Annotated in this window: 9 protein-coding genes; 7 read left to right on the top strand and 2 right to left on the bottom strand. The window is 70.7% G+C overall.

Annotated features, from left to right (window positions below; genetic code table 11):
- Positions 1 to 11 precede the first annotated feature (11 nt).
- The 6 genes from WBG06_RS19970 to WBG06_RS19945 are packed head-to-tail and all read left to right on the top strand — an operon-like array spanning position 12 to position 8,627.
- On the top strand, positions 12 to 1,253 hold the full coding sequence (locus WBG06_RS19970; protein WP_336738866.1) for a lipopolysaccharide biosynthesis protein: 1,242 nt from the start codon (positions 12 to 14) through the stop codon (positions 1,251 to 1,253).
- Positions 1,254 to 1,302: 49 nt separating this feature from the next.
- On the top strand, positions 1,303 to 2,634 hold the full coding sequence (locus WBG06_RS19965) for an SWIM zinc finger family protein (RefSeq protein WP_336738713.1): 1,332 nt from the start codon (positions 1,303 to 1,305) through the stop codon (positions 2,632 to 2,634).
- Positions 2,631 to 4,103, top strand: a complete 1,473-nt coding sequence (locus tag WBG06_RS19960) for a DUF5691 domain-containing protein (RefSeq protein ID WP_336738712.1) — start codon at positions 2,631 to 2,633, stop codon at positions 4,101 to 4,103. Before WBG06_RS19965 ends, WBG06_RS19960 begins: the two co-directional genes overlap by 4 nt.
- Positions 4,100 to 5,188 carry an ATP-binding protein gene (locus tag WBG06_RS19955; RefSeq protein WP_336738711.1) on the top strand — a complete coding sequence of 363 codons (1,089 nt, stop codon included), beginning with the start codon at positions 4,100 to 4,102 and terminating at the stop codon, positions 5,186 to 5,188. Before WBG06_RS19960 ends, WBG06_RS19955 begins: the two co-directional genes overlap by 4 nt.
- Positions 5,185 to 7,446 (top strand): DUF5682 family protein, encoded by a 2,262-nt coding sequence (locus WBG06_RS19950; RefSeq protein ID WP_336738710.1) that lies wholly within the window; start codon positions 5,185 to 5,187, stop codon positions 7,444 to 7,446. Before WBG06_RS19955 ends, WBG06_RS19950 begins: the two co-directional genes overlap by 4 nt.
- Entirely contained in the window at positions 7,443 to 8,627 is a 1,185-nt protein-coding gene (locus tag WBG06_RS19945; protein WP_336738709.1) for a VWA domain-containing protein, read from the top strand. The genes WBG06_RS19950 and WBG06_RS19945 overlap by 4 nt, the downstream gene beginning before the upstream one ends.
- Before the next feature lie 175 nt (positions 8,628 to 8,802).
- Here the strand turns inward: WBG06_RS19945 and polA are convergent, their stop codons facing one another.
- Positions 8,803 to 11,490 carry a DNA polymerase I gene (gene polA / locus WBG06_RS19940; protein ID WP_336738708.1) on the bottom strand — a complete coding sequence of 896 codons (2,688 nt, stop codon included), beginning with the start codon at positions 11,488 to 11,490 and terminating at the stop codon, positions 8,803 to 8,805.
- Between the two features lie 61 nt (positions 11,491 to 11,551).
- Here polA and WBG06_RS19935 point away from each other — a divergent pair, with 61 nt between their 5' ends.
- Positions 11,552 to 12,001, top strand: a complete 450-nt coding sequence (locus WBG06_RS19935) for a hotdog fold thioesterase (RefSeq protein ID WP_336738707.1) — start codon at positions 11,552 to 11,554, stop codon at positions 11,999 to 12,001.
- A 169-nt stretch (positions 12,002 to 12,170) separates the two neighbouring features.
- Here the strand turns inward: WBG06_RS19935 and WBG06_RS19930 are convergent, their stop codons facing one another.
- A complete protein-coding gene (locus WBG06_RS19930; protein ID WP_336738706.1) occupies positions 12,171 to 13,415 on the bottom strand; it encodes an ABC transporter substrate-binding protein in 1,245 nt (414 codons plus the stop codon).
- Positions 13,416 to 13,715 lie beyond the last annotated feature (300 nt).

The following is a 13,715-nucleotide window of genomic DNA, read 5'->3' as shown; positions in this document are numbered from 1 at the left end:
AGGTGCCCACGATGACCGCCAGCCCGACCAGCGCCCGCCGGCGCAGGCTGTCCGCGCTCATCCGCAGCAGCGGTTTCCTCGCGGTCTGCATCATGGTCACCAACGTCGCCACCTACGGCTTCCAGATCATCGCTGCCAGGATCCTCGGGCCGGCTCAGTACGGCGGCGTGTCCGCGATGATGTCGTTGCTGCTCGTGGTCGGGGTGATCCAGCTCGGGATGCAGGCGACCGCAGCGCGCCGGGTTGCCGAGGCACCGGCCGAGGACGCCCGCGGCCTCGAGCGCACCGTGCTGCGCGCGACCTATCGGGCAGCGATCGTGGTCGGGATCGTGATGCTCGCGGCCTCTCCCCTGGTCTGGCGGGTGCTGCGACTGGACTCGATCTATCCTGCGCTGCTGGTCGCGGTGTGTGCGGTGCCCCTGACGGTGATGGGCGGCCAGTCCGGGGTGCTGCAGGGCGAGCGGCGCTGGCTGAGCCTGGCGATGGTCTATCTGGCCCTCGGCATCCCCCGGGTCGTGGTGGCCACCGCGGCGATGCTGATCCGTCCCACCGAGGGTGCCGCCATGGCCGGCGTCGCGTTGGCCCAGTTCGCGCCGGCGGTCGTCGGGTGGTGGGTGCTGCGGCGACGTACGACGTCCGAGACCGTCGGCCCGATGAAGCCTGTCGTCATCGAGATGCTGCACGGCTCGTTCGCGCTCCTGGGCTTCTTCGCCCTCTCCAACGTCGACATCCTGATCGCCCGCAACGTGCTCTCCGACCATGTGTCCGGTCTGTACGCAGGTGGCCTGATCCTCACCAAGGCCGTGCTGTTCCTGCCGCAGTTCGTGGTGATCATCGCGTTCCCATCGATGTCTGCCGAGGCCAGCCGCCGCTCCGCGCTGCTCAAGTCGCTGGCTCTCGTCGGCGGGCTGGGCATCTGCGCGATCGCCGGCGCCTGGCTGCTGTCGTGGCTCGCGATGATCTTCATCGGCGGCGACAAGTACGCCGAGGTCGAGGAGCTGCTGTGGGTCTTCGCGATCCTCGGCATGGTGCTCTCCGTCCTCCAACTGCTGGTCTACTCGGTCCTGGCCCGGCGCAGCCGGCTCTCGGCGTACCTTCTCTGGATCGCCGTCGTCGCCGTCCTCGTCCTCGGCGCCGCGCAGACCAGCGTCGAGGGCCTCGTCTGGGCCGTCCTCGGTGTCGACGCCGTCCTCGCCGCCGTCCTCCTGACGGTCACCTTCTGGCGTCTCGGCCAGAGCGCCGACCGCCGCTGATCTGCGTTTTCACCAAACTGTCGGTGCGGCAGGCTTAGATGTGCGCATCATGCCTCGCTGGTCAATCGACGCCGTGGAGAAAACGGCCCCGGACGCCGGGTCGCTCAACGCCGCCCGCAAGCTCGCCGTCCCCGGCCCCTGGTCGGAGACCGGCGCCACCGACGTGCTCGTCTGGGGCAAGTGCCAGGGCTCGGGCAAGACCCCATACCAGGTGAGCGTCGACCTCACCGGCCCCGCCTACAAGTGCTCGTGCCCGTCACGGAAGTTCCCGTGCAAGCACGCCACCGCGCTGCTGTTGCTGTGGGCCGGGGCGCAGGTGGGTGAGGCCGACGAGCCGGAGGCGTACGCCTCGGAGTGGGCCTCCCAGCGTGCCGCTCGTGCCGCGGGCGCCGCCGAGCGTGCCTCGGCACCGGCCAAGCCAGTGGACAGGGCAGCCCAGGCGAGACGGGCCGCGGAGCGTCGCGCACTGATGGACGGCGGCGTCGAGGACCTGGTGCTGTGGCTGGAGGATCTCGTACGCGGCGGGCTCGCGACCGCGAAGACGCAGCCGTGGACCTGGTGGGACGCGGCCGCCTCCCGGCTGGTCGACGCGCAGCTGCCCGGCCTCGGCGAGCGGGTCCGGGAGATGGCGGCCGCGGTCAACCGGCGTGAGGACTGGGCCGAGCATCTGCTGATCGAGATGGGCCGTTGGTGGACCGCCGCCCAGGCCTGGCGGTCGTGGGACTCGCTCGACACCGACACCCAGGGCGATCTGCGGGTGGTGATCGGCTGGGCGGTGCCGAGCGCCCAGGTCCTGGAGGCCGGGGTGCACGCCGACGTGTGGACCGTGCTGGGGGCGCATCGCGACGAACGGGGCAACCTGATCGAGCAGCGGACGTGGCTGCGCTCCGACTCGGGCGAGACCGCGCTCCTGCTCGACTTCGCCGCGGGCGGCAACCCGCTGCCGATCGCCCGGCTGGCCGGTGCCCGGCTGGAGGCGTCGGTCGGGCTCTATCCCGGGCACGCCCCACGCCGGGTCGTGCTGGCCTCCGAGCCGACAACGCTTCCCGCCGCCTCCGACCTCGGCAGCGCGACCGATCTCGCCGGCGCCCGAGCGGCGCTCGCGGCGATCCGGGCGGACAACCCGTGGGCGGACCGGGCGCCGGTCGTGGTCCGCGTCGCCGCATCCGTGCCGGAGGGTGACGAGCCGCCGTTCGTCGTCGACGATGCCGGTCACCAGGTGCCGCTGCTCGGTGAGCCGGGGACCTGGTGGCGCCTGCTGGCGCTGACCGGCGGCCACCCGGTGACCGCGTTCGGCGAGATCGAGGACGGCGGGCTGCGGGTGCTCACCGTGGTGAGCGCCGAGGACGGATCCGACGACGGGGAGCTGGTGGCGCTGTGACCACGATCGAGGAGTGGTGGGACGCGGTCGCTGCGACCGCGGTGCTCGGCTCGGCCCGGCGCGGAGCACCCCCGGCACCTGAGACGGTGCCGATGCCGGATCGGCGCGGAGCTTCGGCACAGACCGCGCTGCTCGACGCGGCGGCGCTCGGCGGAGCGATGGTGCGCTCGGGGCGGCCGCTTCGCACCGGGTCCGCACCGGCGGCGGCCCAGACCGATCGGCTGCCGGTCGCGCCGGCTGGTGGCATACAGCTGCTGGAGCTGGTGCTCAACCAGACCCCCGGCGGTGCGGACCTGCGGGGCGATCTCCTCGGTCATTGGCTGGCCTGCGCGAACGCGGCCGGCTACCGGGTGCCGCACCGACTGCTCCCCCGGCTTCTCGACCAAGCGCTGACCCGACCGGAGCTGCACCGGGACGCGCTGACGGCGGCGGACGCGCGCGGCGCGTGGCTGGTGGCCAACAGGCGCCGGTGGCGTCCGATGATCGCCTCGGCGCAGGCCGCTCGTGCAAGTGAGGCATCCCTCGACGACGCGGCCTGGGCCCACGAGCCGACCGCGGCCCGGGCCGAGATGCTGACCCGGCTGCGCGCCGTCAATCCGGCCGCCGCACGCGAACGGCTCGAGTCCGTCTGGGCGAGCGAGAAGGCCGCCGACCGCGCGACGCTGATCAGGACGCTCCGCACCGGCCTGAGCCTCGAGGACGAGCAGTTCCTGGAACGCGCCCTCGACGACCGGGCCGCGGACGTACGCCTCTCCGCCCGGCATCTGCTCGATGCCCTGCCTGCCTCGGCACGCGGGCAGCGGCTCGCCGCGCTGCTCGGCCCGCTCATCAGCAGGACCGGGATCGTGCGCAAGACGCTTCACATCGAGCCGCCCACCGAGGCCGACGCCGCCGCCACGCGCGACGGGCTCGACAAGGCCCCGAAGGGCCGCTCCCAGCGCGGCCACTGGCTCCGACAGCTCGCTGCGGGCGCCCCGCTCGAGGTCTGGACCGACGCCGCCGGCCGCGACCCCGACGCGACCTGGGCGATGATCACCGACCCCGACGCCCGCGCCGGCATCATCAGCGCCGTCATCGCCCGCCGCGACCCCGCCTGGGCTCGCGCGCTGGTCGATGACGTCCACCGCGGTGAGCTTCTCGAGATCGTGCCGAGCGCCGACCGGGAAGCGATCGTGCTGCGTCAGATCCTCACTGGCGCCGGATCGGGCACGGGATCAGACGGGGCGACCATCTCGGCCCGGCTCGGCACCGTTCCCGGCCCGTGGAGCCTCGACTTCAGCCGTACGATCCTGGACCTTCTCTCGAGCCGAGAACGGGAGCTCACCAGGTCGGTCGCCATCCTGGCCGCACGGATGCCGCCCGAGATCGTGCCCGACCTGCACCGACTGCCCGACTCGCTCGCCAAGCAGCGCAACCAGCTCATCCAGCACCTCTCCCTCGTCCACGCCATCACGGAGGCCTTCCAGTGACCGACATTCTTCGCGCCCACGCCGAGGACGCCTACGCCGCCGAGCTCACCGCTCTGGCCGCCCACGATGCCGAGACCGGTCGGCCGCGCCCGCCGCAGTGGCGACTCTCCCCCTGGGCCGTGACCACCTACCTCCTCGGCGGCGAGCTGCCCGACGGCACGGCGATCAGCGCGAAGTACGTCGGCGCCCGCCGTCTCATGGAGATCGCGGTCGCCTCCCTGGCGACCGACCGTGCGCTGCTGCTGCTCGGCGTGCCCGGCACGGCCAAGACCTGGGTGGGCGAGCACCTGGCCGCCGCGATCTCGGGCGACTCGACGCTCGTGGTCCAGGGCACCGCCGGGACGCCGGAGGAGTCGCTGCGCTACGGCTGGAACTACGCCCGACTGCTCGCCGAGGGCCCCTCGCGGGATGCGTTGGTGCCGAGCCCGGTGATGCGGGCGATGGAGACCGGGGCGCTCGTACGCATCGAGGAGCTGACCCGCATCCCCGCCGACGTCCAGGACGGTCTCATCTCGATCCTCTCGGAGAAGACGCTGCCGGTTCCCGAGCTCGACGACGAGGTGCAGGCGCGACAGGGGTTCAACGTCATCGCGACCGCCAACAACCGCGACAAGGGCGTCAACGATCTCTCCTCCGCGCTCAAGCGGCGCTTCAACACCGTCGTGCTGCCGCTGCCGGACACGCTCGACGACGAGGTGTCGATCGTGCGGACCCGCGTCGAACAGCTCGGGGCCTCGCTCTCGCTGCCCGCCGACCTGAGCCGGCTGGCCGAGATCGAGCGCGTGGTCACCATCTTCCGCGAGCTCCGATCGGGCGTCACCGCCGACGGACGTACGTCGGTGAAGTCGCCCTCCGCCACCCTCTCGACCGCCGAGGCGATCTCGGTGATGACCAACGGCGTAGCGCTCGCCGCCCACTTCGGCGACGGCGTGGTGCGGGCCGACGACGTCGCGGCCGGGCTGGTCGGCGCGGTCGTGAAGGACCCGGTGCAGGACAGGATCGTGTGGCAGGAATACCTCGACACCGTGGTCCGCGACCGGCCGAGCTGGGCCGATCTCTACCGCGCCTGCCGGGAGCTGGTGTGACCGAGCGCAGCTGCGCCTTCGAGATCCTGGGCGTACGCCACCATGGGCCGGGCTCCGCCCGGTCGGTCGCGGCGGCACTCGAGGAGCTCTCCCCCGACCTGGTCGTGATCGAGGGGCCACCGGAGCTCGACGCGCTGCTGGAGCTGGCCGGCGACCCGGAGCTGGTCCCGCCGGTCGCGGCGCTGGTCTATGCGGTCGAGGAGCCGCGGCGCTCGGCGTTCTACCCGTTCGCGTTCTTCTCCCCGGAGTGGGTCGCGATGCGCTGGGCGCTCGAGCACCGCGTCGACGTCCGCTTCGCGGACCTTCCGGCGACCCATTTCCTGGCCCCGGCCGCGCCCTCCGCGGAAGCGGCCGACGAGCGGCCCGAGCCTCGCCCGTCCGGGTCCGACCCGATCTCCCGGCTCGCCCGGGCGGCCGGCTACGACGACCCCGAGCGGTTCTGGGAGGACGCCGTCGAGCACCGAGCCGAGTCGTCGCTGGGCCGGTTCACCGCGATCCGCGAGGCGATGGCGGAGATCCGCACGGAGGACCCCGCCGATCTCGAGAACGAGCAGCGCGAGGCGTCCATGCGCAAGGTGCTGCGCGCGGCGAGACGCGAGGGCCGCGAGCGGGTCGCGATGGTCTGCGGCGCCTACCACGCCCCGATGCTGCACCCGTCCGCCTGGCCCAAGGTCGCCGACGACACCGCCCTGCTCAAGGGACTCCCGAAGATCAAGGTCACCGCCACCTGGGCACCCTGGACCGCCGGCCGTCTCGCCACCGACTCCGGCTACGGTGCCGGCGTCACCTCCCCGGGCTGGTATCAGCACCTCTACGCCCACTGGCACGCCGGCACCCCGGCCGATGTCGTGCCCGGCTGGCTTACCCGGGTCGCCCGGGTGCTCCGCGCCGAAGGACTGTCCGCGGCTCCGGCGACGGTCGTGGAGGCCGTACGCCTCGCCGAGGCGCTCGCCGCCGTCCGGGGCCGCCCCTCACCCGGGCTCGAGGAGCTCGAGGACGCGACCGTCACGGTGCTGTGCGAGGGGTCGCGGCTGCCGCTCGCGCTGGTGAATCGCACGCTGGTGGTCGGCGAGGAGCTCGGCCAGGTGCCCGAGTCGGCGCCCCTGGTGCCGCTCGCCCAGGATCTCGCCCGCCAGCAGAAGCGGCTCCGCCTCAAGCCGTCCGCCGCCGAGACCACTGTGGTGCTCGACCTTCGCCGCGAGGCCCAGCGCGAACGGTCGCTGCTGCTCCACCGGCTACGGCTGCTCGGCATCGACTGGGCCACCGAGGCCGATCGGGGTGGCACCAGGGGCACCTTCAAGGAGGCCTGGACGCTCGAGTGGCAGCCGGAGTTCGCCGTACGCCTGGTCGAGGCCGGCCTCTACGGCACCACCGTGGTCGCCGCGGCCGAGGGGCTCGTCGCCGAGCGGGCGGCCCAGGCCGACGACCTCGGCACGCTGGCCGAGCTCATCGACCAGGCGCTGGTCGCCGACCTCCCCGCCGGGCTCGAGGCCGCGATCACGGCACTCGCCGAGCGCACCGCCCACCAGCACGACACCCTCTCCCTGCTCCGGGCGGTCGAGCCTCTGGCGCGGACCCAGCGGTACGGGGACGTACGCGGTTCGGACACCGGCGTGGTCGCCGACGTGCTCCACACCGTGGTCCTCCGCGCCGCCGCCGGGCTGCGGGCCGCCTGCACCTCGCTCGACGACGACGCGGCCGCGGCCATGAAGGGCGCGCTCGACGCCGCTCACCGCGGCGTATCTCTGGTCGGCGAGGCGCCCGCCGGCTCCTCGGCTCCGGCATGGGTGGCGACCTGGGAGCAGGCACTCGTCGCGCTCGCCGCCGACGACCAGGTCCACGGGTTGGTCGCGGGACGGGTCAATCGCATCCTCCTCGACTCCGAGCAGGTGGACATCGAGACCGTCTCCGCGCGGCTCAGCCGTCAGCTCTCCCGCGGCACCTCGCCGGAGCACGCCGCGGCCTGGGTGGACGGGCTGCTCGAAGGCGAGGCACTGCTCCTGCTCCATGAGGTCGAGCTTCTCCGCCTCCTCGACGAGTGGGTCGCCGGAGTCGCGGAGACCACCTTCGAGGACCTGCTGCCGCTGCTGCGGCGCACCTTCTCCCGCTTCCAGTCACCCGAGCGCCGTCAGATCGGTGGCCGCGTTCGCAACCTCGACGCGGCGGCCGACCTCCATCACACCGCCACCCTCGATCTCGACCTCGCGCTGCCCGCGGCCGCGCGGGTCGCCGACCTGCTACAGCTGGAGCCCGCATGACCCCCGAACGCGACCGTCTCACCCGCTGGCGTCTGGTGCTCGGCGGAGACGCCGAGGAGTCCCTGAGCCCCGGGACCGGCGGAGCGCCCGTGTCGCTGACCGCCGAGGACCGTGCCCGCGACGAGGCGCTCGAGCAGCTCTACGGCGAGCAGCCGAAGGGCCGCAGCGCGGGTCTCGGCGGGTCGGCTCCCCGGGTCGCGCGGTGGCTCGGCGACATCCGCACCTACTTCCCCACCTCGGTCGTGAAGGTGATGCAGGGCGACGCGATGGACCGCCTGGGTCTCCACCAGCTCCTCACCGAGCCCGAGATGCTGGACTCGGTCCAGCCCGACATCCACCTCGTCTCCACCCTGATCGGCCTCGGCCGGGTGATCCCCGAGCACAGCCGCGAGTCGGCCCGGGCCGTCGTACGCACCGTCACCGACGAGCTCGAGTCCCGGCTCCGTTCCCAGACGGTGCAGGCGGTCACCGGTGCCCTCAACCGGGCCGCGCGCACCCGTCGTCCGCGGCCCGCGGACATCGACTGGGGACGTACGATCGCCGCCAACCTCAAGCACTACCTGCCTGAGCACCGCACGGTCGTCCCCGAGCGCCTCGTCGGCCACGCCCGCAAGACCCAGCAGACTCAACGGCGCATCATCTTGTGTATCGACCAGTCCGGCTCGATGGCCGAATCGGTCGTCTACTCCAGCGTCTTCGGTGCCGTCCTCGCCTCGCTGCGCTCGGTCGAGACCAAGCTGGTCGCCTTCGACACCGAGATCGTCGACCTGACTGAGGATCTCGACGACCCCGTGGACGTCCTCTTCGGCGTACAGCTCGGCGGCGGCACCGACATCAACCGCGCCCTCGCCTACTGCCAGAGCCTCATCGAGCAGCCCGAGGAGACGGTGCTGGTCCTGATCAGCGACCTCTACGAGGGAGGGATCCGCGAGGAGATGCTGCGACGTTCCCGCGAGATCACCGACTCCGGCGCCACCATGGTCGCGCTCCTCGCCCTCAGCGACTCCGGCGCCCCGAGCTACGACGCCGGCCATGCCGCCGCACTCGCCGACCTCGGCATCCCCGCCTTCGCCTGCACCCCCGACCTCTTCCCCGACCTGATGGCCGCCGCCATCGACAAGCGCGACCTCGGCACCTGGGCCAGCGAGAACGACATCACCACCGCCGCCCCCACCGACTGACTCACGCCGAGGCGTCAGCTAGGTCGGCCGAGACGTCAGCTAGGTCGGCCGAGACGTCAGTTACGCCGGCCGAGACGTCAGTTCCGTACGCCACAGTTGCCGTTTCGGCCGACACCCCTGACGTCTGGGCCGACGTCAGTGACCCCTCGGCCGACGCGGCTGACGTCTCGGCGAGTCAGTGGGCGGCTTCGTGCCAGGAGAGGCCGGTGCCGACGGAGACGTCGAGCGGGACGTTGAGGTCGGCGGCGGAGCCCATCTGGGCACGTACGAGTGTCTCCAGCTGCTCCCGCTCACCTGGTGCGACCTCGAAGACGAGCTCGTCGTGGACCTGGAGGAGCATCCGGGAGGAGAGGCCGGCCTCGTCGATGGCGGCCTGGACCCGCAGCATGGCGACCTTGATCAGGTCGGCGGCGGAGCCTTGGATGGGAGCGTTGAGCGCCATCCGCTCCGCGGTCTCGCGCCGTTGGCGGTTGTCGGAGAGCAGGTCGGGGAGGTAGCGGCGACGGCCCATGATGGTCTCGGTGTAGCCCGTGCGGCGGGCCTCCTCGACCAGGCTGCGCAGGTAGTCGCGGATACCACCGAAGGTCTCGAAGTATTCCTCCATCAGCCCCCGCGCCTCGCTCGGCTCGATGCCGAGCTGCTGGGAGAGACCGAAGGCGGACAGGCCGTAGGCCAGCCCATAGTTCATCGCCTTGATCTTGGCGCGCTGCTCCACCGAGACCGCGTCGGGATCGACGCCGAAGACCCGAGCGGCGGTGATCGAGTGGAAGTCGCGCCCGGAGCGGAACGCCTCGATCAGCAGCTCGTCCTCGGAGAGGTGCGCCATGATCCGCATCTCGATCTGCGAGTAGTCGGCCGTCATCAGCGACTCGAAGCCGTCGCCGACGACGAAGCCCTTGCGGATCCCGCGACCCTCCTCGGTGCGCACCGGGATGTTCTGCAGGTTCGGCTCGGTCGAGGAGAGCCGCCCGGTGGCCGCGATGGTCTGGTTGAAGGTGGTGTGGATCCGGCCGTCATCCTGCACGGTCTTCAGCAAGCCCTCGATGGTGACCCGCAGCCGGGTGACGTCGCGGTGGCGCAGCAGGGCGATCAGGAACGGGTGCTCGGTCTTCACATAGAGCTGCTGGAGCGCGTCGGCGTCGGTGGTCCAGCCGGTCTTGGTGCGCTTCGTCTTCGGCATGTCGAGCTCGTCGAAGAGCACCACCTGCAGCTGCTTGGGCGAGCCGAGGTTGATCTCCTTCCCGATCACGCCGTAGGCCTCGTCGGCGGCCTGCTTCATCTGGCCGGCGAAGTGTCGCTCCAAGGCGTCGAGGTGCTCGGTGTCGACCGCGATGCCGGTCTGCTCCATCCGCGCCAGCAGATGCAGCAGCGGAAGCTCCACCTCGGAGAGCAGGCGGTGTCCGCCGGCGGCCTCGACAGCCGAGTCGAGCTCGACGGCGAGATCGATCACCGCCCGGGCGTAGAGCATCGAGGTCCTGGCCACACCGTCGCCACCGACCTCCTCGTCGCCGAAGAGCGACTCCTGGCCGCCGTCGTCCTCCTGCTTGAGCTCACGCTTGAGGTAGCGCAGCGTCAGGTCGGCGAGGTCGTAAGAGCGCTGGTCGGGCGCCACGATGTAGGCCGAGAGCGCCGTGTCGGTGACCAGCCCGCCCAAGGTCCAGCCATGGGCGTCGATCGCCAGCAGCGGGCCCTTGGCGTCGTGCAGGATCTTCGGCTTCGAGGCATCGGCGAGCCAGCCGGCCAGCGCCGCCTCGTCCTCGGGCGTCAACCCGTCCACCCCGACGTACGCAGCCCGCTCCTGCGTCGCGAAGCCGAACCCGTCCACCCGGCCGGTGCCGGAACCCCAGGTCCCGCGCACATGCACCCCGACAGGCGTGGTGCCGAGCTCGCCGAGGTAGGCCGCGACGGCGCCGGGCGCCAAGGTCTCGCCCTCCAGCGCGAACCCGCTCTCGTCGACCGGGACGTCGTCCTCGGGAGCGAGCACATCGGTGATCCGGGTGCGGATCTCGCCGCGGAACTCGAGCTCGTCGAGAAGCTCCAGCGCAGCCGCGCGGTCCCACTCGACCCGTCCGAGATCCTTCGGGCCGACCTCCAGGGGGAGGTCTCGCACCAGCGCGTTGAGCCGCCGGTTGCGCATCACGTCACCGAGGTGGGCGCGCAGGTTGTCGCCGGCCTTGCCCTTGATCTGGTCGGCGTGGGTGATCACGTTGTCGAGGCCGTCGTAGGTGTTGATCCACTTCGCGGCCGTCTTCGGGCCGACGCCCGGGATGCCGGGCAGGTTGTCGGAGTCCTCCCCCACCAGCGCGGCGATCTCGGGATAACGGTGCGGCGGGACGCCGTATTTCGCCTCCACGGACTCCGGCGTCATCCGGGCCAGGTCGGAGACACCACGCATCGGGTAGAGAACCGTCGAGGACTCCGTGACCAGCTGCAGCGAGTCGCGGTCACCGGTGAGGATCAGCACCTCCATCCCGGCCTCCAGCCCTTGGGTGACCAGGGTCGCGATGATGTCGTCGGCCTCGTAGCCCGCCAGCGACAGGTGGCGGATGTGCAGCGCGTCGAGCAGTCGCTGGATCAGCGGCAGCTGGGACTTGAACTCGTCGGGCGTCTTGTTGCGCTTGGCCTTGTATTCCGAGTATTCCTCCAGCCGGAAGGTCTGCCGCGACAGGTCGAAGGCGACCGCGACATGCGTCGGGGTCTCGTCGCGCAGCACGTTGACCAGCATCGAGGTGAAGCCGTAGACGGCATTGGTGTGCTGCCCCGTGACGGTCGAGAAGTTCTCCACCGGCAGGGCGAAGAAGGCCCGGTAGGCCAGCGAGTGTCCATCGAGCAGGAGCAGTCGGTCGCGCGTCACGTCAGCCACGGTCCGACTCTATCCACGACCACCGACAACAGCGCGATCGCGTACGTGCGAACATGCATCTATGACGGATGCATCGACCGCTGACCAGACTGCAGGTGAGGCATTCTTCGCCTCGCTCCCCCACGGCATGGGCGGACTCAACGACAAGATGGGTGTCAAGATCCTCGAGATCTCGGCCGACAAGGTCGTCGGGACCATGCCGGTCGAAGGAAACACCCAGCCCTACGGCCTGCTCCACGGCGGCGCCTCGATCGCGCTCGCCGAGACGCTCGGCTCGACCGGGTCCGGCATGCACGCCGCGACCATGGGCAAGATCGCGGTCGGCGTCGACATCAACGCCACCCACCATCGCTCGGCCACCTCGGGCATCGTCACCGGCACCGCGACCGCGATCCATCTCGGGCGCACCTCGGCGTCCTACGAGGTCGTGATCACCGACGAGCGCGGCAAGCGGGTCTGCACCTCGCGGATCACCTGCGCGCTCGTCGACGGGGAGCGGTTCGCGAAGTAGCGGACGTACGCAGCGAAGTGCCCCGAAGCTGTGTGGCTCCGGGGCACTTCGTGGTCGGGCTTGCTCAGAGACCGGATCTCGACACGCAGTTGCGGCTTCGCAGGCTCAGCCGCACGCTCGCTCGATCTCTTCGCGTGTGACCCTGCGACTTCGCCGCAGGGTCACAGGCTCAGACTTCGCCAGCGATGAACTTGACCGGGGCGTAGGTGCCCTTGTCGTTGTACTGGTAGATACCGATGGACGCCGCCGTCGGGCTACCGGTCTCGCCGAGCTCGATCGGGCCGGACTTGCCGTCGTAGTCGATGTCCTTGCCGTCCTCGAGGAGCTTGACGCAGTCGGTGTACGTCTCGCACTTCTCACCACCGGAGGTGATGTCGACGATCTCCTCGGCGATGGCCTCACCGGCGTCGCTCTCGGCCTTGATCGCCGCCAGTGCAGAGACGATCGTGGCGTCGTAGGACTCGGCCGAGTAGGAGTAGTCCTTCAGCTTCGGGTCGACCTTGAGCAGCTGCTCCTTGAAGTCGCCGGCGGTCTCGGCGCCCGGAAGGGTGCCCTTGACGCCCGTGAGCTCGCCCTTGCCGAAGTCAGCGGAGTAGTCCGACAGGTTGCCGTCGACGAAGTAGGTCGGCAGCTTCGCCGGGCCCACGCCCGCGGAGATCAGCTGAGGGATCAGCTTCTTGGTCTCCTCGAAGGCGATCACGACGACCGCGTCGGCGCCCGAGCCGGCGATCTCGTTGATCTGAGCGCTGTAGGAGGAAGCGTCCTCGGAGTAGAACGCCGTGGTCGCGACCTTGGATCCGGCGCCCTCGAGGTTGGCCTTGACCTCCTCGGCCAGCGTCTCACCGTAGGCGTCCTGGCGGGCCAGGATCGCCACGTTGGTGCGCTTGTCCTCGAGCAGCAGGTTGGCCATGACGGCACCCTGCAGGATGTCGGACGGAGCCGTGCGGAAGTAGAGGTCGGGCTTGGAGTAGTCGCCCTCGTCGAACTCGGTCGAGGTGTTGGCCGGCGAGAACATCACCGTGCCGGCCGACATGATCTTGTCGATCACGGTCATCGACACGCCCGAGGACGCAGTGCCGATGATGACGTCGGACTTGGCGGAGAGGAGCTTGTCCGCCTCGGTCGGAGCGATCGCGGAGGTGGTGTCACCGGAGTCGGCGAGGACCGGAACGACGTCCTTGCCGAGCACGCCGCCCGCGGCGTTGATGTCCTGGATCGCCAGCTTGACGCCGGCGAACTCGGGCGGGCCGAGGAACGCGAGGCTGCCGGTCTGCGGGAGGAGCTGCCCGATGGTGAGAGTGCCGTCGCCCTTGGCGGCAGCCTTCTTCTCCGGCTCCTCGGATGCGGTCTCGCCGCCGCAGGCGGCGAGGGTGAAGCTGAGTGCCAAGGCGCCGGCGCCTGCGGTCAGCTTCACCCAGGTAGAGGATGATGAGTTCACTGCTGTAGTCCCTCTTTCGTATGGGCCGGCCCGGCTCACGTCGGACCTTGCGGAGAAACATTAGAGACGGTCGGCAGGTGAATCACCCGAGGGACATTTCTTTTCACCAATCCGTTACATCTCCCCCATGGCACCATTGCATGGGTTGCCGCCATGATCGGCTCCGTATCATCGGGGCCGTGGTGACCCATGATCACTCGGGGAACCCGATTCCCGCCAGGAACAGGCACGATCGTGGAGGAATTGTGATGATCTGTACGCACGGCGCCCATGGAG

It is taken from the genome of Nocardioides sp. CCNWLW239 (assembly GCF_037137035.1).
Classification (GTDB): Bacteria; Actinomycetota; Actinomycetes; order Propionibacteriales; family Nocardioidaceae; genus Nocardioides.
This window is presented reverse-complemented; position numbering and strand designations above follow the sequence as displayed.